At 73.9% G+C, this 24,600-nt stretch carries 18 protein-coding genes and 2 pseudogenes; 11 read left to right on the forward strand and 9 right to left on the reverse strand.

Translation table 11 applies throughout. The features are described from left to right. Positions 1-274 precede the first annotated feature (274 nt). Positions 275-589: pseudogene (locus ABZW10_RS31690) on the forward strand (TetR family transcriptional regulator); the annotation flags it as partial. Positions 590-622: 33 nt separating this feature from the next. Here ABZW10_RS31690 and ABZW10_RS31695 read toward each other — a convergent pair. From ABZW10_RS31695 to ABZW10_RS31715, 5 genes are all read right to left on the reverse strand, one after another. After that, positions 623-1,933 (reverse strand): DUF58 domain-containing protein, encoded by a 1,311-nt coding sequence (locus ABZW10_RS31695; protein WP_355372833.1) that lies wholly within the window; start codon positions 1,931-1,933, stop codon positions 623-625. 64 nt (positions 1,934-1,997) lie between these two features. Continuing rightward, positions 1,998-2,978 carry a MoxR family ATPase gene (locus tag ABZW10_RS31700; RefSeq protein WP_355372934.1) on the reverse strand — a complete coding sequence of 327 codons (981 nt, stop codon included), beginning with the start codon at positions 2,976-2,978 and terminating at the stop codon, positions 1,998-2,000. Positions 2,979-3,052: 74 nt separating this feature from the next. Further along, a complete protein-coding gene (locus ABZW10_RS31705; protein ID WP_355372835.1) occupies positions 3,053-4,318 on the reverse strand; it encodes a DUF4350 domain-containing protein in 1,266 nt (421 codons plus the stop codon). Then, positions 4,315-4,986 (reverse strand): DUF4129 domain-containing protein, encoded by a 672-nt coding sequence (locus tag ABZW10_RS31710; protein ID WP_355372838.1) that lies wholly within the window; start codon positions 4,984-4,986, stop codon positions 4,315-4,317. Before ABZW10_RS31710 ends, ABZW10_RS31705 begins: the two co-directional genes overlap by 4 nt. A 5-nt stretch (positions 4,987-4,991) precedes the next feature. Continuing rightward, the gene (locus tag ABZW10_RS31715; protein WP_355372840.1) at positions 4,992-6,212 is read right to left on the reverse strand and encodes a hypothetical protein; all 1,221 of its coding nucleotides are present in this window, start codon (positions 6,210-6,212) and stop codon (positions 4,992-4,994) included. Between the two features lie 286 nt (positions 6,213-6,498). Here ABZW10_RS31715 and mtrA point away from each other — a divergent pair, with 286 nt between their 5' ends. From mtrA to ABZW10_RS31730, 3 genes are all read left to right on the forward strand, one after another. Then, a complete protein-coding gene (mtrA, locus tag ABZW10_RS31720) occupies positions 6,499-7,176 on the forward strand; it encodes an MtrAB system response regulator MtrA (RefSeq protein ID WP_030247322.1) in 678 nt (225 codons plus the stop codon). Between the two features lie 133 nt (positions 7,177-7,309). After that, positions 7,310-9,328, forward strand: a complete 2,019-nt coding sequence (gene mtrB, locus ABZW10_RS31725; protein ID WP_355372937.1) for an MtrAB system histidine kinase MtrB — start codon at positions 7,310-7,312, stop codon at positions 9,326-9,328. After that, positions 9,303-11,207, forward strand: a complete 1,905-nt coding sequence (locus tag ABZW10_RS31730; protein ID WP_355372843.1) for an LpqB family beta-propeller domain-containing protein — start codon at positions 9,303-9,305, stop codon at positions 11,205-11,207. The genes mtrB and ABZW10_RS31730 overlap by 26 nt, the downstream gene beginning before the upstream one ends. A gap of 37 nt (positions 11,208-11,244) precedes the next feature. Here the strand turns inward: ABZW10_RS31730 and ABZW10_RS31735 are convergent, their stop codons facing one another. Further along, entirely contained in the window at positions 11,245-12,012 is a 768-nt protein-coding gene (locus ABZW10_RS31735; RefSeq protein WP_355372846.1) for a ComF family protein, read from the reverse strand. A gap of 366 nt (positions 12,013-12,378) precedes the next feature. On the opposite strand from ABZW10_RS31735, the gene raiA reads away from it, so the two are divergent. Beyond that, positions 12,379-13,071, forward strand: a complete 693-nt coding sequence (gene raiA / locus ABZW10_RS31740) for a ribosome-associated translation inhibitor RaiA (protein ID WP_355372848.1) — start codon at positions 12,379-12,381, stop codon at positions 13,069-13,071. Between the two features lie 291 nt (positions 13,072-13,362). After that, positions 13,363-14,025 (forward strand): annotated as a pseudogene (locus ABZW10_RS31745) (response regulator transcription factor); the annotation flags it as partial. 23 nt (positions 14,026-14,048) lie between these two features. Here ABZW10_RS31745 and ABZW10_RS31750 read toward each other — a convergent pair. After that, positions 14,049-15,266, reverse strand: coding sequence for a crosslink repair DNA glycosylase YcaQ family protein (locus ABZW10_RS31750; protein WP_355372851.1), 1,218 nt, complete (start codon positions 15,264-15,266; stop codon positions 14,049-14,051). Between the two features lie 109 nt (positions 15,267-15,375). Beyond that, on the reverse strand, positions 15,376-15,978 hold the full coding sequence (locus ABZW10_RS31755; RefSeq protein WP_355372853.1) for a GNAT family N-acetyltransferase: 603 nt from the start codon (positions 15,976-15,978) through the stop codon (positions 15,376-15,378). A gap of 251 nt (positions 15,979-16,229) precedes the next feature. Between ABZW10_RS31755 and secA the strand changes: the two genes are divergently transcribed. Beyond that, the gene (gene secA / locus ABZW10_RS31760; RefSeq protein ID WP_355372856.1) at positions 16,230-18,992 is read left to right on the forward strand and encodes a preprotein translocase subunit SecA; all 2,763 of its coding nucleotides are present in this window, start codon (positions 16,230-16,232) and stop codon (positions 18,990-18,992) included. A gap of 164 nt (positions 18,993-19,156) precedes the next feature. Here secA and ABZW10_RS31765 read toward each other — a convergent pair whose 3' ends face one another. Further along, positions 19,157-19,642 (reverse strand): Rv3235 family protein, encoded by a 486-nt coding sequence (locus ABZW10_RS31765; RefSeq protein ID WP_355372859.1) that lies wholly within the window; start codon positions 19,640-19,642, stop codon positions 19,157-19,159. A gap of 418 nt (positions 19,643-20,060) precedes the next feature. Here ABZW10_RS31765 and ABZW10_RS31770 point away from each other — a divergent pair, with 418 nt between their 5' ends. From ABZW10_RS31770 to pruA, 4 genes are all read left to right on the forward strand, one after another. Then, positions 20,061-21,149 carry a patatin-like phospholipase family protein gene (locus ABZW10_RS31770; protein ID WP_355372862.1) on the forward strand — a complete coding sequence of 363 codons (1,089 nt, stop codon included), beginning with the start codon at positions 20,061-20,063 and terminating at the stop codon, positions 21,147-21,149. A 120-nt stretch (positions 21,150-21,269) separates the two neighbouring features. Then, a complete protein-coding gene (locus tag ABZW10_RS31775; protein WP_355372865.1) occupies positions 21,270-21,779 on the forward strand; it encodes a hypothetical protein in 510 nt (169 codons plus the stop codon). Positions 21,780-21,876: 97 nt separating this feature from the next. Next, complete coding sequence (locus ABZW10_RS31780) at positions 21,877-22,533, forward strand: HAD family hydrolase (protein WP_355372867.1); 657 nt, start codon at positions 21,877-21,879, stop codon at positions 22,531-22,533. A 167-nt stretch (positions 22,534-22,700) separates the two neighbouring features. Next, the gene (gene pruA, locus ABZW10_RS31785; RefSeq protein WP_355372939.1) at positions 22,701-24,326 is read left to right on the forward strand and encodes an L-glutamate gamma-semialdehyde dehydrogenase; all 1,626 of its coding nucleotides are present in this window, start codon (positions 22,701-22,703) and stop codon (positions 24,324-24,326) included. The last annotated feature ends 274 nt before the right edge of the window (positions 24,327-24,600 follow it).

The following is a 24,600-nucleotide window of genomic DNA, read 5'->3' on the forward strand; positions in this document are numbered from 1 at the left end:
GGTACTGCAGGGGGGACCCTGTGGGAGAGTAGGACGCCGCCGAACAAATTGTGAGAAGAACCCCCGCCGGTTATCCGGCGGGGGTTCTTTGCGTTCAGGGGAGGCCGGTCACCTCCGATACCGCTCGGCCACCGCCGTGAAGGCCTCCTGGGGCTCCCAGTCCATGTCGGGGTAGGTCTCTCCCCGGCGTCCTTCGAGGAGTTTGACGATGCCCAGGCCGGCCCGGTCCAGGTCGTCCCTGGGGTCGCCGTCCGGGAAGAAGCAGGCGACGCGCGAGGCGCTGCTGCTGATCACCGGCCGGACCGCGCTGTGTGACGCCTTCCGAGGCAGCACCGCCGACATCGAGCCCCCTCTCGCGGCGGTTCTCGCCGAACGGCTGGGCGGCGCCGGAGTGCACACGGCCCGCGTTCTCGCGGCGAGCGTGGCCGCGGCGGTTCGCATCGCGTTGGAGGGCTGGCTCCGGCCGACCGGGAACGCCGACGACGCCGGGCTGGTCGTACCGTCCGGGTCCCTGGCGGACCAGCTCCGCGCGGCGCCGGCCCCGCTCGCGCCGGCCTTCGACGCGGCCGAGCAGTGCACCGGATCGTGAACCGGCCCCGGAGGTCGGGGCGCTGAGCCGCGGTCAGAGCCGGCCGGCGGCCTTGAGGGCGAGGTAGATGTCGGCCAGGGCGGGGGCGACGGAGGCGGGCGGGGCGTCGATGACCGTGATGCCGGCGCGGGTGAGGCGGTCGGCGGTGAGGCGGCGGTCGGCGCGGGTCTGTTCGGCGGCCGCGGCTCCGTAGACGGCCTCGACCGTGCCGCGACCGGCGGCGAGTTCGTCGAGGTGGGGGTCGGAGACGGAGGCGAGCACGACCTCGTGCCGCTTGGTGAGCAGGGGCAGCAACGGGAGCAGGCCGTCCTCGACCGGGGCCGCGTCCAGGCCGGTGAGCAGGACGATCAGCGAGCGGTGCGGCGCCATCTTGAGCGCGGTGGCGACCAGTGAGCGCATGTCGGTCTCGTAGAGGGCGGGCTCCAGCACGGCCATCGCGTTGGTGAAGGCCGGGAGGATCTCGTTCGGGGAGCGGCCGGCCACCGAGACCCGGGTGCGCAGGTCGTGGGCGAGCAGGTCGACCCGGTCGCCGGCTTTGGTGGCGAGGGCGGTGAGCAGCAGTGCGGCGTCCAGGGAGGCGTCCAGGCGGGGGGCGTCGCCGACCCGGCCGGCCGAGGTGCGGCCGGTGTCGAGGACGACGAGGATGTGCCGGTCGCGCTCCGGGCGCCAGGTGCGCACGGCGACGGTGTGGCGGCGGGCGCTGGCCCGCCAGTCGATGGAGCGGACGTCGTCGCCCGGCAGGTACTCGCGCAGCGAGTCGAACTCGGTGCCCTGGCCGCGGGTCAGGACGGAGGTGCGGCCGTCGAGTTCGCGCAGCCGGGCGAGCCGGGAGGGCAGGTGCTTGCGGCTGGCGAACGGGGGCAGCGCGCGGACCGTCCAGGGGACGAGGTGCGAGCCCTGACGGCCGGCCAGGCCGAGCGGGCCCAGCGAACGGATCGTCACCTTGTGGGCGTGGTGGTCCCCGCGCCGGGCCGGGGTGAGGACGGTGGTGACGCGGCGCCGTTCGTGGCCGGGCACGGGCAGGGTGTGCCGGGAGGCGGCGGTCTCGGTGCCGGGCCGCCAGGCGGACGGGGCCCAGGCGTCGCGGATCCGGGCCCGCAGGAGGCGTCCGGACGGGTTGGTGACGGTCAGTTCGACGCCGGCGGGCTCGCCGAGCCGCACCTTGGTGTCGCCGCCCCGGGTGATCCGCAGACTGCGGACGGGGGCGGCGAGCACCAGGTCGACGACGACGGCGAGCAGGACCGCACCGGTGACGGCGCCGATCCCGGCCCAGGAAGGCAGCAGCAGACCCGTGACGAGGGCGCCGAGCGCGGCGAGCAGGGCGGTTCGCCCGGTGAGGGCCATGCGGTGCGTTCCTTCGTCGGGGCCGGGGGTGAGCCGGCCAGAGGTGCGGGCGGGCGGGGTGGGCTCAGCGCGGGGCGGGCGTCTGGGCGAGCACCGCCTGGATGACGGAGTCGGCGGTGACGCCCTCCATCTCGGCCTCGGCGCGCAGGGCGACGCGGTGCCGCAGGGTGGGCAGGGCGAGGGCCTTGACGTCGTCGGGGGTGACGTAGTCGCGGCCGGCCAGCCAGGCCCAGGCCCGGGAGGCGCCGAGCAGCGCGGTGGCGCCGCGCGGGGAGACGCCGATGGAGAGCGAGGGCGACTGCCGGGTGGCCCGGCAGAGGTCGACGATGTAGGCCAGGACCTCGGGGGAGACGGTCAGCTTGGCGATCTGCGCCCGGGCGGCCGTGATGTGCTCGGGACCGGCGACGGGGCGCACGCCCGCGGCGGAGAGGTCGCGCGGGTCGAAGCCGGCGGCGTGCCGGGCGAGGACCTGGAACTCCTGGTCGCGGTCGGGCAGCGGGAGGATCAGCTTGAGCAGGAAGCGGTCGAGCTGGGCCTCGGGCAGCGGGTAGGTGCCCTCGTACTCGACCGGGTTCTGGGTCGCGGCGACCAGGAACGGGACCGGCAGGGGGCGCGGTTCGCCGTCGACGGTGACCTGCCGCTCCTCCATGGCCTCCAGCAGGGCGGCCTGGGTCTTCGGCGGGGTGCGGTTGATCTCGTCGGCCAGCAGCAGGTTGGTGAAGACCGGGCCGGGCTGGAAGGAGAACTCGGCGGTGCGGGCGTCGTAGACCAGCGAGCCGGTGACGTCGCCGGGCATGAGGTCGGGGGTGAACTGTATGCGCTTGGTCCCCAGGCTGAGCGCGGTGGAGAGGGTGCGGATCAGCAGGGTCTTGGCGACGCCGGGGACGCCTTCGAGCAGCACGTGGCCGCCGCAGAGCAGGGCGACGACGAGCCCGGTGACGGCGGCGTCCTGGCCGACGACGGCCTTGGCGATCTCGGCGCGCAGGGCGGTCAGGGCCTCGCGCGCGTCGACGTTCGGAGCGTCGACGGGCCGGGCGTCGCCGATTCGCGGGTCGGTGGTGCCGGGGGTGGCGGGTGCCGTGCCGGGGGTGATGCGGAGCTGGGTGGTGGCCTTCTCGGTCACGGCTTCCGTACCTGCCTTTCGAGGGCGTCGAGGTCGTCGGCGAGCCGCAGCAGCGCGGCGTCGTCGGTCGGGGGCGGGCCGTACAGGAGGGCCCGTACGTCCCCGGCGGGCCGCTCGGGGAGGCGGTCGGCGACGGCCGCGCAGAGAGCGGAGGGGTCGGGCGCGCCGGCCACGGGCGGGACGCCCAGGGCCGGGGCGATGCGGTGCGCGGCGGCGCGGCGCAGGGCGTCGGCGGCGCGGCCGCGGGCCCTGGCACGGCGGTAGAGCCGGGCGCGGCCCTCGGTGGTCTCGGAGGCGCGGACCACCACAGGAAGGTTCTCGCTGACGACCGGGCCGAGGCGGCGGGCGCGCCAGAGCGCGGCGAGCACGACGGCGACGGCGAGCTGGTAGCCGGCCCAGGTCCAGCCCTCGGGGATGAAGTCCTGGAAGCTCTTCCGCCCGCCCTCGGCGACCGGGGCGGTGTAGTCGGGCAGGTGCCAGCCGATGTGCGGCTGGGCGCCGAGCAGGCCGAGCCCGAGGGCGGCGTTGCCGTCCTTCTTGAGCAGCTCGTTGGTGAGGAACTCGCCGCTGCCGAGGACCACGACGTCGGTGCCGCGGCCGGTGGGGACGGTGACCACGGGGTAGCCGTGGCCGCGCGGGTAGCAGCCCTCGCCGTGGCTGCCGGCGGTGTAGAGCAGGCCGCCGACGTGGGCGCTGCCGGCCCGGACGGCCTCCGGCAGCGAGCAGCCCGGGTCGGTGCTGCGGACGCGGGCGTAGGGGACGCCGCCGTTCTCGTCGGACATGCGGACGCCGGGGGCGAGCGCGCTGAGCGCGGCGGGGCCGGGGGAGATCAGGACCAGCCGGCTGTGCCGGGCGGCGGCGACGGCGGCCAGCTGCTCGGGGGTGAGCAGGTCGGGTTCGGGCAGCACCAGGGTGTCGGCGCCGGTGGGGCGGCCGGTCGGGTCGGTGGTGACGTCGACGGTGAGGCCCTGGCGCTCCAGCAGGGCGACCAGGGCGTGGCCGCCGGTGGAGTCGTAGGAGCGCGGGTCCAGCGGCGGGTACTGGCGTTCGTCGTTGGCGGCGGCCAGGACGACGGCGGCGAGCAGGGCCAGGACGATGGTGAGCAGGTACCAGCGGGCGCGCTGCCACAGGCCGCGGCCGGTGGGGGCGAGGCTGGTGCCGGTCGCGACGGGACCGGCCGCGGCGGGATCGGACCCGCCGGGGCCTGCCGCGGGCGCGGTCGGGTGCGACGGCGCCGGCGGGGCGGGGGTGGCGCTGGTCATGCGGCTCCTCCGGCGGCCGGGGCGAGGACCGGGCGGGCGCGTTCGAGGGTCCGGTCGAGGTCGCGCAGCAGTTGGTAGGCGGCCTGGTCGGCGGTGCGCTCGCCGTAGGCGATGTCGTCGAAGGCACGGGCGGCCGCGAGCAGCGCGCCGGCGTGCTCGGGCAGTGCGCGGCCGGCCTCGACGGCGGCCTCGTCGGCGGTGCGACCGGGCCGGGGGTCGAGCAGGGTGCGCTCCTCCAGCGCCCGGACCAGGGCTCGCATCTGCTCGCGGACGGCGTCCGCCCACTGGCCGGCGGCGGCGTGCCGCTCGGCGTCGGTCCGGTGCTCGGCGGCGCTGCGCGGGCCGGTGCCGCCGAAGACGCCGAGGTCGGTGCGGGCCGCCCGCTTGGGCGCGCCGAGGCGCCACCAGAGGGCGGCGCCGATCACCAGGGCGACCACCAGGAAGAGGATCAGCCCGGTGGTGCCGGTGGTGCCGCCGCCGGCGAGCGCGCCGAGCGCGTCGTCGATCCGGTCCATGACCCAGTTGACGACCCGCTCCTGGATGCTCGGGTCATGGCGGTGGTAGTCGGCCTTGACCAACTCGTCGCGGGCCGCGTCGCGCGCCGGGTCACGCGGCGTCGTGACCGGGGCCCCGCCCGCGAGCACGACGATCTCCCCCCAGGTCGGCATCGGGCTCAGAGCCTTGCCGGGGCGGGGCCGCCCTGACCGCCCCAGCCGGTGCCGCCGTACTCGGGCAGGCCGGCGGCGCGGGCGAGCTCGATGTCGAGGGCCTCGCGGCGGATCCGCTGGTCCACGTAGAGCAGCACGCCGATGGTGGCGGTGAAGGGGAGCGTGATGGTGGACGAGAGGATGCCGCCGATGGCGAGGGTGACCAGCATCGCGGCGGGCATGGAGGCGGAGTCACCGGCGTCGAGTTGGCTGGTGAGGTCGCTCCAGCCCAGCATCATGCCGATGACGGTGAACGGGGTGTTGATCACGCTGGAGACGACCCAGGCGATGACCGTGCTGAGCAGGGTGATGCCGAAGATCCGCCACCAGGAGCCGCGGACCAGACGCCGGGAGCGGGAGAGGGCGGCGATGACGCCCTGCTTCTCCAGCATGAGCGCGGGCGCGGCCAGGCTGAGCTGGATCCCGAGCCAGACGGCCACGGGGAGGCTGAGCATGCCCACGATGACGAGCAGGGCGGTGATCGCCGGTTCCGCCGCGCCGGACAGCGCGTAGCCGATCAGCGGGGTGAAGCCCAGCAGGACGATGCCGCCGAGGATCAGGGCGTTCAGCAGGGTGAGGCCGATGAGCTGGAGCGTCCGGGGCCGGGCGTCGCGCCAGGCCTCCCGGAGCGTGACGGACTGCCCGAGGATGGCCCGGCTGACCACCATGGTCAGCAGGGCCGAGGCGATCACGCTGAGCAGCCCGGCGAGCGGGAGGCTGACCAGGGAGGTCAGCACCGGGGTGAGCTCGCCGGTGTCGCCCTGGACGGCGAGCTGGGCGCCGAGCGCGACGCCCTGCTGGACCACGGCGACGCCGAAGGACAGGCCGAGGGCGACCCGCCAGTGCTTGCGGACGGTGGAGACCGCGCCGTCGAGGATCTCGCCGAGGCCGAGCGGGCGCAGCGGGATGACGCCGGGCTTGGGACTGGGCGGGGCACCCCATCCGAACTGCCCGCCGGGCGGCCCGTACGGCGGCGGCTGCTGTCCGAACGGCGGCTGCTGGCCGTACAGGGGCTGCTGCCCGTACGGGGGCTGCGGTGCGCCGGGGGCGGTGCCCCAGGCGGGCGGGGCGTCGTGGGGCGGTGCCGACTGGCCGGGCACGGCGGCGGGCGCGTCGGCCGGGGGCCGGGCACCGTCGCGGGGCGGCTCGGACGAGCCGGGCGAGGCCCAGCCCGGGGTGTCGGTCATCACTGCTCCTCGGAGGGCGTCAGGGTTCGCGGCGCCGGGTGGATCTTCACATGGGCGCAGCGCCCATCGTGCCATGGTGGTCGGACGCGCCCCAGGGGGATCCGGTTGCTGAACGGCAACGGCCGCTCCGCGGACGGCCGGTGGTCCGCCCCGGGGTCTCCGGGGCCGGGTCGGGCCGGGGCTTTCGCCCGGTATGGCCGGAATTCGCCGGGCCGCCAGTTGGCCGATCTGGAGCAATGGGACTGCTGTGCGGCAGGTCACAATCCGGTAATGAGAAGATGGACCCATGAAGGGACGCGTCCTCGTCGTTGATGACGACTCCGCACTGGCCGAGATGCTCGGCATTGTGCTGCGTGGTGAGGGTTTTGAGCCGTTTTTCGTCGCGGATGGGGACAGGGCGCTAGCCGCGTTCCGGGAGACCAAGCCCGACCTGGTCCTGCTCGACCTGATGCTGCCCGGCCGGGACGGCATCGACGTCTGCCGGCAGATCCGGGCGGAGTCAGGGATCCCGATCGTCATGCTGACCGCCAAGACCGACACGGTGGACGTCGTGGTGGGTCTGGAGTCGGGTGCCGACGACTACGTGACCAAGCCGTTCAAGCCCAAGGAACTGGTGGCCCGGGTGCGCGCCCGGCTGCGCCGTGCCGAGGAGCCGACCCCGGAGCAGCTGACCATCGGCGATCTGGTGATCGACGTGGCCGGCCACTCGGTGAAGCGGGACGGGCGGGGCATCCCGCTGACCCCGCTGGAGTTCGACCTGCTGGTCGCGCTGGCCCGCAAGCCCTGGCAGGTGTTCACCCGCGAGGTGCTGCTGGAGCAGGTGTGGGGTTACCGGCACGCGGCGGACACCCGGCTGGTGAACGTCCATGTGCAGCGTCTGCGCTCCAAGATCGAGAAGGACCCGGAGCGCCCCGAGATCGTGGTGACCGTCCGCGGCGTCGGCTACAAGGCCGGGCCCAGCTGACGTGAGCGACCAGTCCGACGAGACCCCGGCGGCCGGCGCGACCGACGGGGGCGGCTCCGCCGTGCGCGGGGACGTGCTGAGTTCGACCGTCCGCAACCGCCGCCGGCGTGGCCTCGCGGCCCCGTTCGCGCCGGTGGTCCGTCAGCTGCGCCGCCCCGTGCACCGGGTGGCGGCGCTGTACCGGCGGTCGATCCAGCTGCGGGTGGTGGCGGCGACCCTGCTGCTGTCGGTCCTGGTGGTGCTGGTGCTGGGCGTCGTCGTGGTGGCCCAGGTGCGGACCGGGCTGCTGGACACCAAGCGGGCCGCGGCGCGCGACCAGGCGATCGCGGGCTTCCAGACCGAGCTCAAGAAGATCGACGAGGCGAAGGACCTGCGGGTGCGCACCGGCGCGGCCGCCGACCCGGCGCCCGAGGAGCCCGGGACCTGGCTGCTGCGGCAGGTCGGCGAGCTGGCGGCCAGCGGGCAGAACGTCTACTCGGTGATCGCGATGCTGCCGGCCACCGGTCAGACGGTGCAGCCGGCGAAGGACCGGATCAGCTACGGCCCGCGCTACTCGGGCGACATCTCGCCGGACAGCGTCCCGGCCGCGCTGCGGGCCCGGGTCGCGCAGGAGGCCGGTCAGACCTTCAGCCAGCCCACCCGGATCCAGCGCTCCGTGGAGAGCGGCGGGAAGACCGAGCCGGGCCTGGTCTTCGGCCAGCAGTTCACCGGCCCGGACGGCAGTAGTTACCAGCTGTACTACGTCTTCTCCTTCGGTCAGGAGACCAAGACCCTCAACCTGATCACCGGCACCCTGGCGACCGCCGGCGTGTTCGTGGTGATCATGATGGGCGGCATCGCCTGGCTGGTGGTGCGCCAGGTGGTGACGCCGGTCCGGATGGCCGCCGGAATCTCCGAGCGGCTGGCCGCCGGGCACCTGGAAGAACGGATGAAGGTCACCGGTACGGACGACATCGCCCGGCTCGGCGAGTCGTTCAACCGGATGGCCAACGCGCTGCAGGCGCAGATCCGCCAGCTGGAGGAGCTGTCTCGGGTGCAGCGGCGCTTCGTCTCGGACGTCTCGCACGAGCTGCGCACCCCGCTGACCACCGTCCGGATGGCCGCCGACCTGATCTACGACAGCCGCGAGGACCTCGACCCGATGGCGGCCCGCTCCGCCGAGCTGCTCCAGGGGCAGCTGGACCGCTTCGAGTCGCTGCTCGCCGACCTGCTGGAGATCAGCCGGTTCGACGCGGGCGCGGCCGTACTGGACGCCGAGCCGGTCGACCTGCGCGACATCGTCGGCCGGGTGGTCGAGGCCGCGGACCCGCTGGCGCAGGCCAAGGGCAGCGCGGTGGTGATCCGCGGCGACGGCGAGCCGGTGGTGGCCGAGGTCGACTCCCGGCGGATCGAGCGCATCCTGCGCAACCTGGTGGTCAACGCGCTGGAGCACGGCGAGGGCCGGGACGTCGTGGTCCGGCTGGGCTCGCAGGACGGCGCGGTGGCGGTCGGCGTGCGCGACTACGGCATCGGCCTCAAGCCGGGCGAGGCGTCCCGGGTGTTCCACCGGTTCTGGCGGGCCGACCCGTCCCGGGTGCGGACCACCGGCGGCACCGGCCTGGGCCTGTCCATCGCGGTCGAGGACGCGCACCTGCATGGCGGCTGGCTCCAGGCCTGGGGCGAGCCGGGCGGCGGCTCGCACTTCCGGCTCACCCTGCCGCGCACCCGCGGCGGCGAGATCAACCGGGCGCCGTTCCGACTGGAGCCGGAGGACTCCCGCAACAACCGGGGGCTGGGCACGTACGGGACGCCGTACCGGCGGGCGATCCGTCCGGGCGGCTCGACGGCGCTGAGCGCGGCGGAGGAGACGGCCGTCCCGGAGACCCCGGAGGCCTCCGGCAGCGGTTTCGGCAGCGGGCTCGGCGGCGTGCTGAGCATCGGCCCGGGTCTCGGCCGCCGCTCGCCGGACGCCCCGCGGGCCGACCCGTCGGACCTGCTGCCGGCCGGTGCCGGGTACGGTGCGACCGGCGCGCAGGTCATGGTGGACACGGCGCCGGGCCGGCCGTCGGTGGCGCAGCGCACCGCGGGGCCGGACGAGGCCGCCGGGGTGGACGGCACGGGTGGAACCGACACGGAGGGGTCGCGGGGTGCGAAGGACCAGCGGCAGGACTGAGCCTCGGCTGGCCGGGGTGGCCGGTGCCCTGCTGGGCAGCCTGCTGGCCGGCGGCTGCGCGGCGATGCCGGATTCCGGGGGCGTCACCAGGATCGAGCAGTCCAAGAGCTCGGCGGAGAAGAACCTGCAGGTCAGGGTCTTCCCGGTGGAGCCCGCCAAGGGCGCCAAGCCGCAGGAGCTGCTGACCGGGTTCCTGGACGCGCTCACCGCCGACGACAGCTACGGCACGGCCCGCAAGTACCTGACGTCCGCCGCCGCCGCGCGGTGGAACGCCGAGGCGGGCGTCAAGGTGCTCGGCGGCAAGCCGAGCCAGGCCGACGTGAGCGTGACCGACGCCGACACCGACGTCTCCATCCCGGTCAGCGGGCAGCTGGTGGCCGAGGTGGACGAGCGGCACTCGTACCGGATCAAGCCGACCAACCCGCAGCTCCAGTTCAACTTCTCCTTCGTGCGGGAGAAGGGCGAGGAGTGGCGGATCAACGAGCTCCCCGACGGCCTGATCCTCAACGAGGTCAACTTCCGCAACAGCTACCGCCAGGTCGACCGGTTCTTCTTCGCCGCGCCCGACCCGTCCGCGCCGACCGCCACGGCGGTGACCAACCAGGACGTGCTGATCGCCGACCCGGTCTACCTGCGGCGCCGAATAAACCCGCTGGGTTCGGCCGCCGACGCGCTGGTCAGCGGGCCGTCGAGCTGGCTGGAGCCGGTGGTGCGCTCGGCCTTCCCGGCCGGGACGAAGGTGGAGTCGGTCACCGTGGACGACAACCACACCGGGCACGTGGGGCTCACCGGGGTCGATCTGGGCAGTGCCACCGCCTGCCGGCAGATGGCCACCCAGCTGCTCTACACCCTCGCCGACCAGGGCACCGGGCAGGTGGACAAGCTGGAACTCAAGGGGCAGCACGGCGGCCAGAGCTGCCTGGCGACCCGCATCGACGAGCCCGCGATCGGGCCCGGCTCGCTGGCCGGCCAGATGGCCACCCGGCAGTTCTACCAGCGGGAGGACAACGGCGTCCTGTACGAGACGCGCGCGGCCGATGACGTCTCCGATCCGGTGCGCGGTCCGCTGGGGCGCCCGCAGCAGAGCGGTCGGCGGCTGGGCGCGATCGCGGTGGCCCGGGACGGTGAGCGGGCCGCGGCGATCAGCGGGGACGGCCACCAGCTCTACACCGTGCCGTTCGCGGAGAACACGGCGGCGGGCGCGATGCCCCAGCCGGTGCTGACCACCACGGCCCGCCCGGGCGCGAAGGCCGAGGACGGGCTGACCTCGCCGACCTGGGACGGGCGCGGCGACCTCTACGTGGTGGACCGGGACCCGCAGGGCCCGAGGGTGCTGATGGTCCGCGACAAGACGGTCGTCGAGGTGCCGGTGGCGAAGCTGGACGGCCGCTCGGTGCAGGGCATCAAGGTCTCCTCGGACGGGGTCCGGGTGGCCCTGCTGCTCAAGGAGGGCAAGGACGGTAAGGACCAGAAGCTCTGGCTGGGGCTGCTGGTCCACGGAGGCACCAAGGAAGCGCCGACCGTGCGGATCACCGGTCTGCAGGAGGCCAACCCGGCGTTCCAGGAGGTGGCCTCGGTCTCCTGGGCGGAGGCGGACCAACTGCTGGTGCTGGGCAAGGAGAAGGACAAGCTGCAGCAGCTGCACTACATCAGCACGGACGGGTCCCCGAACTCGGACGCGCGGTTGCAGAGCGGTGGCGAGATGGTCACGGTGGCCGCGTCGGAGTCGCGGGTGAACGGCGGCGGCACTACGCCGGTGGTGCCGCCGGTGCTGGCGCTGCAGGGCGTGGGAGGCAAGCCGTACCGGCTGGTCAACAACCAGTGGCGGGAGCTGGGGGGACTGCTCTACGGGGTCTCCTCGTTCATCTACCCGGGCTGATCCAGGGCTGATCTCCGGGCCGGTGCTCGGGCTGCTCTCAGAGGTGGTCCTCGGACCGGTGCTCGGGCGTGTGCGGGTCGCCGCAGGGGTGCCGGTCCGCGCCGGCCGCCGCGACGGTGGCGGCCGCGCAGGGCGGCAGCCCGGCGGCCGACAGCGCCCGGGCCGCTTCGGCGAGGCTGGCGCCGGTGGTCACCAGGTCGTCCACCAGAACCGGCCGGAGCGCGGGCGGGCGGTGTGCGAGCGGCCGTACGGTGAGCGCGCCGTGCAGGTTGCGCCGGCGCTCGGCGGCCGGGAGCCCGGCCTGGTCGGCGACCGGGCGGGTGTGCCGCAACAGCGGTGCGGCGCGGGCGTCCAGGCCCTCCCGGCGCAGGACGCGGGCGGCGGCGCCCGCCAGCCGCAGGGTCGGGTCGTGGCCCCGGGCGCGGACGGCCGCGCGGGCCGAGGGTACCGGGACGAGCAGCAGCGGGGCCTGCCCGGCCCGCGGGCCGAGCGCGGAGCGCACCGCGCGGGCGAGGACCTCGCCGAGCGGGCCGGCCAGCCGGAGCGCGCCGCGCTCCTTGTGCGCGAGCAGCAGCCGGCGGACCGGGCCGTCGTACGGCGCGCAGGCGTGCGCCCAGGGCAGTGCGGCGGAGGGCGCGGGCCGGGCGGCGGCGAGGACACGCCGACAGTCCGGGCAGAGCTGGCCGCGCTCGGTGCCGCAGCCCGCGCAGGGCGACGGGACCAGCACGTCGAGCAGACCGGCCAGGGCGTGGGCGAACGGCCCTTGGGCGGACGGCGGTCGGGGCGGTGCGGAGGTCGGCGGCACGGCTGCTCCTCCCGGCTTGCGAACGGAGAGTGAGCAAAGAATGCGCCGTACGGGGGGTGTTGTCCAGGTATTTACCTGTGTTTCACTCGCAGGAGGGTAGACAGGGGGCTACGGCTTGACCGCCACGCCCCATTAGTCCGTCATACCCCAACTCTCCGCTGGGGAGGCGAAAACTCCGTGTGAGGTGTTCGATGAGCCCCAGGGGGTTTCAACCGTCCCTGGTGGGGAGGAAGTGAGGTGAGGGCCAGTCGTTCCCGCCGTTGCCGGTGGGACGGAGGGCCGGCGGAAGGATTGGCTGGTCCGGCTGGTCTCAGTCCGGTCCGGTAGCACCCGGACCGGCGACAGAACGAGGGATCGGAGTTCTGCGTGGACATCGTTGTCAAGGGCCGCAAGACCGAGGTGCCCAAGAGGTTCCGGGATCACGTGGCCGAGAAGCTGGAGAAGGTCCAGAAGTTCGACACCAAGGCGATCAGCCTCGATGTCGAGGTGTCCAAGGAACACAACCCGCGGCAGGCCGACCGGTCCGACCGCGTGGAGATCACTCTCCGTACCCGTGGCCCGGTGATCCGGGCGGAGGCCGCCGCCGCGGACCCCTATGCGGCGCTCGACCTGGCCTCGGCGAAGCTCGACGCCCAGCTGCGCAAGTCCGCGGACCGGCGTCGGGTCCACAAGGGCGGCAACGGCCGCACCCCGATCAGCGTCGCCGAGGCGACCGCGGCCCTGGCCGCGCTGCCCGAGCCGAAGCCGTCGGAGAGCAGCACCAACGGGGCCGTCCGCAAGACCATGATGGGAACCCTGGAAGTGGAGGGCGAAGGCCCGCTGGTGGTCCGGGAGAAGACGCACCCGGCCGCCCCGATGGCGCTCGACCAGGCGCTCTACGAGATGGAGCTGGTCGGCCACGACTTCTACCTCTTCGTGGAGAAGGACAGCGGCCTGCCGAGCGTGGTCTACCGCCGGCACGGTTACCACTACGGCGTGATCCACCTCAAGGCCGACGGCTCGACCGTCGAGGGTGGTGGCGCCGGCGGTGCGATCGGCGCGGGTGACGACGAGGACTGACCGTCCGAGCAGCATGGGAGGGTGACCCCGGTGGCCGGTGCCGCCGGGGTCACCGGCGTTCCGGGGCGGGCCGGTGTGCCGTCGGGCCGCCCCGCAGGTCACCCGATGCGGGGCGATCGGCGCCGGAGGGTGACCGGAGGGGGCTCCGGCCGTGGAATGATTGGCCCACGACGACCGGCGACGGGGGAGGAGCGGATGGGGGATCACTTCGGGCTGGGGCCCGCGGCGGGGCCGGTCGCGGGGGGGCCACCGGGCCGGGGGGAGGACCCCGGCTACGGCACCCGCCGGGGGGAGCCGATCCGCGTCCTGGTGGTGGACGACCACGCGCTGTTCCGCCGCGGCCTGGAGATCGTGCTGGCCGAGGAGGAGGACATCACCGTCGTCGGCGAGGCCGGGGACGGCGCCGAGGCGGTGCTCAAGGCCGCCGACCTGCTGCCGGACATCATCCTCATGGACGTCAGGATGCCGCGCCGCAGCGGGATCGAGGCCTGTACCGCGATCAAGGACGTCGCGCCCAGCACCAAGATCATCATGCTGACGATAAGCGACGAGGAGGCCGACCTCTACGAGGCGATCAAGGCGGGCGCCACCGGGTACCTGCTCAAGGAGATCTCCACCGACGAGGTCGCCACCGCGATCCGCGCGGTCGCCGACGGGCAGTCCCAGATCAGCCCCTCGATGGCGTCCAAGCTGCTCACCGAGTTCAAGTCGATGATCCAGCGCCGGTCCGACGAGCGCGAGTTGGTGCCCGCGCCGCGACTGACCGACCGGGAGCTCGAGGTGCTGAAGCTGGTGGCCACCGGGATGAACAACCGGGAGATCGCCAAGGAGCTGTTCATCAGCGAGAACACCGTGAAGAACCACGTGCGCAACATCCTGGAGAAGCTGCAGCTGCACTCCCGGATGGAGGCCGTGGTCTACGCGATGCGGGAGAAGATCCTCGAAATAGGGTGAGCGGCGGGTCCCTCGGGGTGCGCTCAGCCGAGCAGCTTCTCCAGTGCCGGGCGGAGCGCCTCGTCGTGCAGCGTCTCGACCCGGACGGCGTCGCAGCCCACCCAGGAGGCCGCCTCGCGCAGCGCCCCGGCCAGCGCCTCCAGGTGCCGGGGGGAGTCCAGCGAGACCTGACGGGCCACCAGCGTCCGTCCCTCGCGGGCCGGATCGACCCGGCCGACCAGCTGCCCGCCGGTCAGCAGCGGCATCGCGAAGTAGCCGTGCACCCGCTTGTGCTTGGGCGTGTAGGCCTCCAGCCGGTGGGACATGCCGAAGATCCGCTCGGTGCGCGGGCGGTCCCAGACCAGCGAGTCGAACGGCGAGAGCAGCGTGGTGCGGTGGCGCCCGCGCGGCGCCGCGGCGAGCGCCGCCGGGTCGGCCCAGGCCGCGCCGGGCGAGCCGTCCGGGCCCCAGCCGGCCACCTGGACCGGGACCAGACCGGATTCGGGCAGCGCCGCGTCCAACTGGTCGGCGCGCAGCCGGTGGTAGTCCAGCAGGTCGGCCCGGGTGGCCACGCCGAGCGCCGCGCCGGACTGTGCGACCAGGGTGCGCAGGCACTCCGCGTCGTCCGGCTCGGCAGCGAACAGCTCGGCGGGGACGGCCTGTTCGGCCAGCGCGTAGACGCGCTTCCAGCTCCGGCGATCGGTGCAGACCACATCGCCGAAGGCCAGCGCCCGCTCCACCGCGATCTTGGTGTCCGACCAGTCCCACCAGTCGGCGGTCCGCTTGGCTCCGCCCAACTCGGTGGAGGTGAGCGGGCCCTCGGCGCGCAGCTTGTCGAGCACGGTGCGGTACGTCGCCGCGTCGACCTGCTTGCCCCAGACGTGGGCCTTGGCCCGGTAGCTCCGCCGCCGGAAGGCGAACAGCGGCCACTCCTCGACGGGCAGCACGCAGGCCGCGTGCGACCAGTACTCGAAGCTCGCGCCGGAGCCCCAGAACGCCGTCTCGACCGCCGGGCGGCCGACCGCGCCGAGCCGGGCGTACGGGACCAGTTCGTGCGAGCGGGCCAGCACCGAGATGGTGTCGAGCTGGACGGAGCCGAGCCGGCGCAGCACCCCGCGCACCCCGCTGCGGCGGTCCGGGACACCGAGCAGTCCCTGGGCGCGCAGGGCGATCCGGCGGGCGTCGTCGGCACCGAGGACGGTCACCGGGGCGGGGGTCGCGAGCGTGGGGCCGGCGGCCCGGCGCGGGGTCGAGGCGGTCATGCCGGCGAGCCTAGACGGGGGCACCGACAACCGGCCCGGGCCGGCCGCCCGGGCCGGCCGCCCACCGGGGCCGCGCGGTCCGTGGGGCCGTCCGCCCGGGCCCGGCGGTTCAGTCCGCGAGGTCCTCGGCGAGCAGCGAGGCGATCCAGGTGTCGAGGAACCGGCCGCGCTGCTCGGAGTAGGAGCGCAGGGTGCCCTCGAAGCGGAAGCCGACCTTCTCGGCCACCGCGCGGGAGCCCTCGTTGCCCGTGTAGGCGAGCCACTCCAGCCGGCGCAGCCCCAGTTCGCGCAGTCCGTAGCGGGCCACCGCGGCGGCGGCCTCCGCGGTGTAGCCGCGGCCGCGGAACTCCTTGGCCGCCCACCAGCCGACCTCGGCGGTGCCGGGCCGGCCGGGGACGGCCGTCAGCCCCTGGCTGCCGACCAGCGCTGCGGACTCGCGCTCGAACACGCACCAGACCCGGTTGCCGCCGGTCCGCCAGCCCTCGGCGGCGAGGTCGTGGACGAAGTACTCGGCGTCCTGGCGGCGGTACGGGACCGGGACGACCGTCCAGCGCTGGATCTCCTCGTCCTGGCAGGCGGCGAAGACCGCGTCGACGTCGCCCTCGCCCGGGGCGCGCAGGACCAGGCGGTCGGTGGTGAGGACGACGGGCTCCGTCGGGTCCGGCCCGTTCTGCTGCCCCGACTGCTGCGACTGCTTCGGCTGCTCATCCATGGACGGATTATTCCGTGCAGAGAGAAAGCAGAGCATCCGATTAACGGATCGACTCGTTCAACCAGCCGGACATCCGCCCGGTTTGCCCCGGTGCGAGCGACTATCGTCGGATGTGCTCGCGCGGGTGACACGGGAATACCGTGCTGACGCACCTCCCGGGGCATTGGGCTCCTCGCATACGATGGCCCGTGCGGTGGGGTGGATCCACCGTGCAGTCGTCCAGTGCCAATACAGGCAAGGAGCCCGCTCACGTGTCCGTCTTCGACAAGATCCTGCGCGCCGGCGAAGGCAAGATCCTTCGCAAGCTGCAGCGGATTGCCGCCCAGGTCAACTCCATCGAAGAGGACTTCGTCAACCTCACCGACGCCGAGCTGCGCGCACTGACCGACGAGTACAAGCAGCGGATCGCCGACGGCGAGAGCCTGGACGACATCCTCCCCGAGGCGTTCGCCACCGTCCGCGAGGCCGCCAAGCGCGTGCTGGGCCAGCGGCACTACGACGTCCAGCTCATGGGCGGCGCCGCGCTGCACTTCGGCTACGTCGCCGAGATGCGCACCGGTGAGGGCAAGACCCTGGTCGGCACGCTGCCCGCGTACCTCAACGCGCTCACCGGCAAGGGCGTGCACCTCATCACGGTCAACGACTACCTCGCCGAGCGCGACTCGGAGTGGATGGGCCGGGTGCACCGCTTCCTCGGCCTCGAGGTCGGCGTGATCCTCGGCAACATGACGCCCGCCGAGCGCAAGCGCCAGTACGGGATGGACATCACGTACGGCACCAACAACGAGTTCGGCTTCGACTACCTGCGCGACAACATGGCCTGGTCGAAGGACGAACTCGTCCAGCGCGGCCACTACTTCGCGGTGGTCGACGAGGTCGACTCGATCCTCATCGACGAGGCCCGTACCCCGCTGATCATCTCCGGCCCGGCGGACCAGGCGACCAAGTGGTACGCCGACTTCGCCAAGCTGGTGCTGCGCCTGAAGATCGACCGCGACTACGAGGTCGACGAGAAGAAGCGCACCGTCGGCATCCTGGAGGAGGGCGTCACCCGGGTCGAGGACTACCTCGGCATCGACAACCTCTACGAGTCGGTGAACACCCCGCTGGTCGGCTTCCTGAACAACGCCATCAAGGCGAAGGAGCTCTACAAGGCGGACAAGGACTACGTCGTCATGAACGGCGAAGTCATGATCGTCGACGAGCACACCGGCCGCATCCTGGCCGGCCGCCGCTACAACGAGGGCATGCACCAGGCGATCGAGGCCAAGGAAGGGGTGGAGGTCCAGAACGAGAACCAGACGCTGGCCACCATCACCCTCCAGAACTTCTTCCGCCTGTACGACAAGCTGGCCGGCATGACCGGTACCGGTACCACCGAGGCGGCCGAGTTCCACCAGATCTACAAGCTCGGCGTGGTGCCGATCCCGACCAACAAGACGCCGCTGCGCATCGACCAGCCCGACCTGATCTACAAGTCGGAGCCGGCCAAGTTCGCCGCCGTGGTCGAGGACATCGCCGAGAAGCACGAGAAGGGCCAGCCGGTGCTGGTCGGCACCGTGTCGGTCGAGAAGTCCGAGTACCTGTCGCAGGAGCTGCGCAAGCGCGGCATCCCGCACGAGGTGCTGAACGCCAAGCACCACGAGCGCGAGGCGCAGATCGTCGCCCAGGCCGGCCGCAAGGGCGCCGTCACCGTCGCCACCAACATGGCCGGCCGCGGTACCGACATCATGCTCGGCGGCAACGCCGACCACCTCGCGGCCGCCGAGCTGGCCCAGCGCGGGCTCTCCGCGGTGGACACCCCGGAGGAGTACGAGGCCGCGTTCCCGGCCGCGCTGGAGAAGGCCAAGGCCGCGGTCAAGGCGGAGCAGGACGAGGTCAAGGAGGCCGGTGGCCTCTACGTCCTCGGCACCGAGCGCCACGAGTCCCGCCGGATCGACAACCAGCTGCGCGGCCGTTCCGGCCGTCAGGGCGACCCGGGCGAGTCCCGCTTCTACCTGTCGCTGGGCGACGACCTGATGCGCCTGTTCAAGGCCGGCATGGTCGAGCGCGTGCTCTCGATGGCCAACGTGCCCGAGGACGTGCCGATCGAGTCGAAGATGGTGACCCGGGCCATCGCCTCCGCGCAGACCCAGGTCGAGCAGCAGAACTTCGAGATCCGCAAGAACGTCCTCAAGTACGACGAGGTGCTGAACCGCCAGCGCGAGGTCATCTACGGCGAGCGCCGCCGGGTCCTGGAGGGCGAGGACCTGCAGGAGCAGGTCGGCCACTTCATGGACGACACCGTCGAGGCGTACGTCCGGGCCGCCACCGGCGAGGGCTTCGAGGACGACTGGGACCTCGAGAAGCTCTGGACCGCGCTCAAGCAGCTCTACCCGGTCACCCTGGACCTGGAGGAGCTGGAGGAGGAGGCCGGCGGCACCGCGGGCCTCACCCCGGAGTTCCTCACCAAGGTCGTCCAGGAGGACGTCCAGGCGCAGTACGGCGCCCGCGAGGACCAGCTCGGCACCGAGATCATGCGCGAGCTGGAGCGCCGGGTCGTGCTGTCGGTGCTGGACCGCCGCTGGCGCGAGCACCTCTACGAGATGGACTACCTCCAGGAGGGCATCGGCCTGCGGGCCATGGCGCAGCGCGACCCGCTGGTCGAGTACCAGCGCGAGGGCTTCGACATGTTCACCGCGATGATGGAGGGCATCAAGGAGGAGTCCGTCGGCTACCTGTTCAACCTGGAGGTCCAGGTCGAGCAGCAGGTCGAGGAGGTCCCGGTCGAGGACGCCCAGGTCGTGCTCGACAAGCTGGAGAAGGACGCCGCCCGTCCGGAGATCAAGGCCAAGGGCCTGGAGGCCCCCAAGCCGCAGCGGCTGCACTACACGGCCCCCTCGGACGAGGTCGGCGGCGGTGTGGTCGAGGGCGACTTCGAGGACCTCGGTGCGGAGGACGAGGGCGACGGGCTGACCCGCGCCGAGCGCCGCAAGGCCGCCAAGTCGGCCAAGGGCCGCCGCCGCAAGGGCTGAGACGAGGCCGGTGGCCGGTCCGCGCGTCGGACCGGCCCGCCGCAGGGCCGGGCGCCGCTCCCGTACGGGGGCGGCGCCCCGTGCCGTTTCCGGGGGCGTGCCCAGCGGACCGCGGGTCGGCGGCGGCGGGTCGGCGGGCGGCGGCGCGGTGCGGGCGACGGCGGTCACCGGGCCTCCACGGCGGTGCACTGCCACTGGCCGGACGGGCCGCGCGGCTCCAGCCGGAACGCCACCATGTGGTGCCGGGTGCCGAGGTCGACCCGGACGCAGGCCTCGACGGCGCCCGGCGAGGGGGAGCGGTCGTGCACCGGGCCGAGCCGGGGCCGCTCGCCGGCCCGCGCCCGGCGCAGGGTGCCGGCCCGGACCAGGGCGGAGAGCTGGCCGTAGCAGTCCAGCGTGGTGTGGCGCAGCAACTGGCCGGACGGCCGGGCGCCGGTGAGCACCTCGACCAGCCGGTGGGCGAACCGGGTGCTGAGGCCGTCGAGCGGCTCGCGGTCCGCACCGCCGGTGCACGCGGTCCGGGGGTGGCGGGGCCGGCGCGGCGGCGCCGGGTGGTGGTCCCGGGCGGTGCCGCGCGAGCGGTAGGGGCGCGCGGAGAGCACGGCGGGCGGGGCGGGCGGCGGTGCGGCGCGGTTCGGGCACGTGGTCATGGGCCTTCCTCGGGGGCGGTCGGCGCGGGGCCTGGGCGGGGCTGGACGGGGGCTGTCGCCGGGGGTGGCGACGGGGTCGGGAAGCAGGCTGGTGCGGGTACGGACGGGTCCTTGCTAGTGGCCCCCGCACGGGGCGGCAACGGGTTTCCCACGGCCTCCCCGACGGCCTCGAAGTTCACCTATCCGGGTGAGTCGGCCCGTGCGGTGGCAGGCTTCCGGGCACCCCCGTCGGCCCGGGGTTGACGCGCCGGGGAGGCCGGGAGGGCCCGAAAGGGGACGGTCCGTTCGCCAGGACGGACGTTGCGCCCCCGGCCGGTCGGCGCGCAGGATCGAAGGCCGGGCCGTACGCCTCGCGGGCCTCGTGCGGCGTCCGCCCGGCAGCGCACCAGCACCGCCCCGACGAGGACAGGCGGCCGGTATGACGACATGGGTATCGGGGACGCGTCCGGCAACCCCGGGCACCGGGGACGCTCCCCGGCGCGGCCTGGTGCTGGGTGGCGGCGGCATGCTCGGCGCGGCCTGGACGGTCGGTGCGCTGCGCGCCGTCGAGGAGGCGACCGGGCGGCCGCCGGGCGATGCGGAGGTGCTGCTCGGCACCTCGGCGGGTGCCATCCTCGGCGCGCTGCTGGCGGCCGGGGCGGACACCGGCCAGCTCCGCGACCACCAGTGCGGCCTGCCGATCGGCTCCGGTCCGCTGGCCGGGATCGAGTTCGACTACGACACGGCGGTCGGCGGCGCGCTGCCGCCGCGGCCCCGGGTCGGCATCGGCTCGCCGGGCCTGCTGCGGGACGCCGTCCGGCACCCGCGCACCTACCCCTGGCTCACCATGGTCTCGGCGATGGCGCCGCACGGCCGGGGCTCGCTGGCGTCGGTCGGCGCGCTGGTCGGCGGCCTGTTCGACGGCGCGGACGGCTGGCCGGCGGGCTCGGTGCTGCGGGTCGTCGCGGTGGACTACCGCACCGGCCGCCGGGTGGTCTTCGGCGACCCCGGCGCACCCCCCGCCCGGGTCGACGAGGCGGTGACGGCCTCCTGCGCGATCCCCGGCTGGTTCGCGCCCGTCCCGGTCGGCGGCACCGCGTACGTGGACGGCGGCTGCTGGTCGGCCACCAACGCCGACCTGCTGCTGGACCGGGGCCTCGACGAGGTCTACGTGCTCGCCCCGATGGCGCTGCGCCCCGACCCGCCCGGGCGCCCGGAGTCCGATAACGGCGCGTCCGCCGCCACGCGCGCCCGGCGCGTGCGGGACTGGCTGCACGCCCCGCGCGAGCGGGACCGCCCGAGCGGGGTGCTCGCCCAACTGGTCGCCCGTTACCGCCGGACGGTGACCCGCCGGCTGCTGCGCGAGGCCGGACTGCTGCGGGCGAGCGGCGTGCGCGTGCACCTGCTCGCTCCCACCCCCGCCGACCTGGCGGTGATGGGCCCGAACATGATGGACCCGGCCCGCCGCGGACCCGTCCTGGAGAGCGCGTTGGACACCTGCCGCCGCACCCTGGAGGCCGCCCGCTGACCGCCTCCGGAGGGGCCGGCGCCCGGGCCGACGGCGTGCGGGTGATCACGGCCCGCCGTCCGGCGCTTATTCTTGGGGCGCTGGAAGCTGTGCCGCTGGACGAACCGGAGAGTGCCACCGATGCGCGTGTACGTGCCCACCACCCTGACCGGCCTGGCGGCGGCGCACGCGGGCGGCGCGCTGGAGCAGTCCGCGGCGTACGCCGTGACCCCCGCGCTGCGCGAGTGGTACGTCAGCGACGACCTGGAGGAGCTGGAGTACGCGGCGCTGAACCGGGCCGCCCAGTCCTCGCTGCGCCTGCTGGCCGCCGAGTCGGACGCCCCGCGCCGCCGCGTCGTCGTGGCGCTCGATGTCGCCGACTCGGCGGTGAAGCCGTTCCCCGGCGACGAGTACCAGGACCAGGCCTCGCTCGGCCGGGTGGTGCTGGCCGGCCCGGTGAAGCTCGCCAAGGCGGCCTCGGTGCACGCGGACGTCGCCGACGTGGACGTGGTGGCCGACGTGGCGGCGGCCGTCGAGGCGGTGACGGCGGCGGACGCGGGCGACCAGGACGCCCAGTTCACCGTGGACGGCGCCGAGGACCACGACCTGCTCTGGTTCGCCACCCAGGAGATCGCCGCCCTGCTGGCCTGAGGCCCAACTCACCGGTCCGTGCGCGGAGGTCCGTGCGCGGCCCGGGGGTGAGCCCCGTCCTACCGGTCCGGCACCGCCCGGCGCTACCGTTCAACACGTGCGCACTCATATCGTCTGGGACTGGAACGGAACGCTCTTCCACGACATGGAAGCGGTGCTCGGCGCGAGCAATGCCGCCTTCGCGACCATCGGCGTCGGCCCGATGACGCTGCAGGAGTACCGCGAGCAGTACGAGATCCCGATCCCCCGGTTCTACCAGCGGCTGCTCGGCCGGCTGCCCTCCGACGCCGAGTGGCTGCGCCTGGACGACGCGTTCCACGACAGCTACCGCGAGCTGAGCACCGCCTGCGGCCTCACCGAGGGCGCCCGCGAGCTGCTGGACGGCTGGCGGGCGGCCGGGCGCAGCCAGTCGCTGCTCTCCATGTACGAGCACGACCGGCTGCTGCCGGTGGTCGAGGGCTTCGGTCTGACCCCCCAGTTCCTGCGGGTGGACGGGCGCAGCGGCCCGGCCGGCGGGCAGAAGGCCGAGCACCTGGTCCGGCACCTGGCCGCGCTCGGCGAGCGGGTGGACCCGGCCCGTACGGTGCTGATCGGCGACGCGGCGGACGACGCGCTGGCCGCCCTGGACGCGGGCGCGCACGCGGTGCTGTACACCGGTGGCTCGCACACCAGGGAGAAGCTGGAGCCGGTCGGCGTCCCGGTGGTGGACACCCTGGCGGAGGCGGTGGAGCTGGCCGGGCGGCTGGCCGGCTGACACGCCCGCCGGGCCCGCACCTGGCGCCGGGCGTGTCGCGGACCACGTCCACCGTTGGCGTGTCCGGGCGGGCGAAGCGGCCCGCCGCTGGTCAGGCTGGACGGGTGCCGGGCCCGTCGTCGGAACGGGCCGGCCGCCGTGACGAGGAAGCGGAGCCAGCCATGCCCATCGACGCAGTCACCCAGGTCCCGGTCCCGGGCAACGAGCCGGTGCTCGGCTACGCGCCCGGCAGCCCGGAGCGGGAGCGTCTGGTGCGCCGGCTGGACGAGCTGGCGGCCGAGCAGATCCCGCTGCCGATGACCATCGGCGGCGAGCAGCGCTTCGGCGGCGGCGAGCGGATCGACGTCGTCCAGCCGCACCACCACGCGGCCAGGCTGGGTGTGCTCGGCAACGCCACCCGGGAGGACGCCCGGGCTGCGGTGGACGCCGCGCTGGCGGCCGGGCGGGAGTGGCGGGCGCTGTCCTTCGACGACCGGGCGGCGGTGTTCCTGCGCGCCGCCGACCTGCTGGCCGGCCCGTGGCGGGAGACGCTGAACGCGGCGACCATGCTCGGGCAGTCCAAGACGGCGCAGCAGGCCGAGATCGACTCGGCCTGCGAGCTGATCGACTTCTGGCGCTGGAACGTGCACTTCGCCCGGCAGATCCTGGCCGACCAGCCGGTCTCCTCGCCGGGGGTGTGGAACCGCACCGACCACCGCCCGCTGGAAGGTTTCGTCTACGCGATCACCCCGTTCAACTTCACCGCCATCGCCGGCAACCTGCCGACCGCGCCCGCGCTGATGGGCAACACGGTGGTGTGGAAGCCCGCGCCGACCCAGACGCTGGCCGCGCACCACCTGATGCGGCTGCTGGAGGCGGCCGGGCTGCCGCCCGGCGTGGTCAACCTGGTCACCGGTGACGGCCAGCAGCTGTCCGCGGTGGCGCTGGCCGACCCCGCGCTGGCCGGACTGCACTTCACCGGCTCCACCAAGACCTTCCGCTCGCTCTGGCAGACCCTCGGCGCCAACATCGGCGGCTACCGGACGTACCCGCGGATCGTCGGCGAGACCGGCGGCAAGGACTTCCTGCTGGCGCACCGCTCGGCGGACCCGGAGATCCTCAAGGCCGCCCTGATCCGCGGCGCCTTCGAGTACCAGGGCCAGAAGTGCTCGGCGCTCTCCCGCGCCTACCTGCCGCGCAGCCTCTGGCAGCGGATCAAGGACGACTTCCTGGCCGAGGTGGACGCGCTGGCCGTCGGCGACGTCACCGACCTGTCGAACTTCATGGGCGCGCTGATCGACCGGCGCGCGTTCGAGAAGAACCGGGACGCCATCGACCGGGCCAAGGCCGACCCGACGGTGGAGCTGGCGGCCGGCGGCCAGTACGACGACGCGATCGGCTGGTTCGTCCGCCCGACCGTGCTGGTCTCCTCGGACTTCCGCAACGAGATGTTCCGCACCGAGTACTTCGGCCCGATCCTGGCCGTGCACGTCTACGAGGACTCCCGCTGGGACGACGTGCTCGGCCGGGTCGACGCGGGCGCGCCGTACGGGCTGACCGGCTCGGTGGTGGCCCAGGACCGCTACGCCATCGCGCAGGCGGTGGAGGCGCTGCGGTTCGCGGCCGGGAACTTCTACATCAACGACAAGCCGACCGGCGCGGTGGTCGGCCAGCAGCCCTTCGGCGGCGGCCGGGCGTCGGGCACCAACGACAAGGCGGGCGCCGCGCAGAACCTGCTGCGCTGGACCTCGGCCCGGTCGATCAAGGAGACGTTCGTCCCGCCGACCTCGCACGTTCACCCGCACATGGGCTGAGCGTCCACGCTCCGCACACGGATTCCGCACGCCACTCCGTACGAAGGTTCGGCTTTCGGCGCAAACCGGCAGGCTGATTGGACAAGCTGTCCAGGACGGCTCCATGTTCCTGCAGGTTTGCGCCTGGTTGTCCCCTGACACCTTCGATTGATCCCGTTAGGCTGGCTGGCGTCGTCGGGTGACTCCGCAGGCCGAACGTCTCGTCCTACCCGCTGCAGAGGTGTTCCATGCGTGCCATGGAGCCCTTTCAGCAGGACGGTGCGGCAGTATTTTG

The sequence above is a fragment of the Kitasatospora sp. NPDC004723 genome (assembly GCF_040609255.1).
Lineage (GTDB): Bacteria > Actinomycetota > Actinomycetes > Streptomycetales > Streptomycetaceae > Kitasatospora.

Coding starts and splice junctions, on each gene's coding strand:
- ABZW10_RS31775 (WP_355372865.1), top strand. CDS start 21,270: ATGCGCGTGTACGTGCCCACCACCCTGACCGGCCTGGCGGCGGCGCAC.
- mtrA (WP_030247322.1), top strand. CDS start 6,499: ATGAAGGGACGCGTCCTCGTCGTTGATGACGACTCCGCACTGGCCGAG.
- ABZW10_RS31715 (WP_355372840.1), bottom strand. CDS start 6,212: ATGACCGACACCCCGGGCTGGGCCTCGCCCGGCTCGTCCGAGCCGCCC.
- ABZW10_RS31695 (WP_355372833.1), bottom strand. CDS start 1,933: ATGGCCCTCACCGGGCGAACCGCCCTGCTCGCCGCGCTCGGCGCCCTC.
- ABZW10_RS31750 (WP_355372851.1), bottom strand. CDS start 15,266: ATGACCGCCTCGACCCCGCGCCGGGCCGCCGGCCCCACGCTCGCGACC.
- ABZW10_RS31765 (WP_355372859.1), bottom strand. CDS start 19,642: ATGACCACGTGCCCGAACCGCGCCGCACCGCCGCCCGCCCCGCCCGCC.
- ABZW10_RS31705 (WP_355372835.1), bottom strand. CDS start 4,318: ATGACCAGCGCCACCCCCGCCCCGCCGGCGCCGTCGCACCCGACCGCG.
- ABZW10_RS31770 (WP_355372862.1), top strand. CDS start 20,061: ATGACGACATGGGTATCGGGGACGCGTCCGGCAACCCCGGGCACCGGG.
- ABZW10_RS31710 (WP_355372838.1), bottom strand. CDS start 4,986: ATGCCGACCTGGGGGGAGATCGTCGTGCTCGCGGGCGGGGCCCCGGTC.
- ABZW10_RS31755 (WP_355372853.1), bottom strand. CDS start 15,978: ATGGATGAGCAGCCGAAGCAGTCGCAGCAGTCGGGGCAGCAGAACGGG.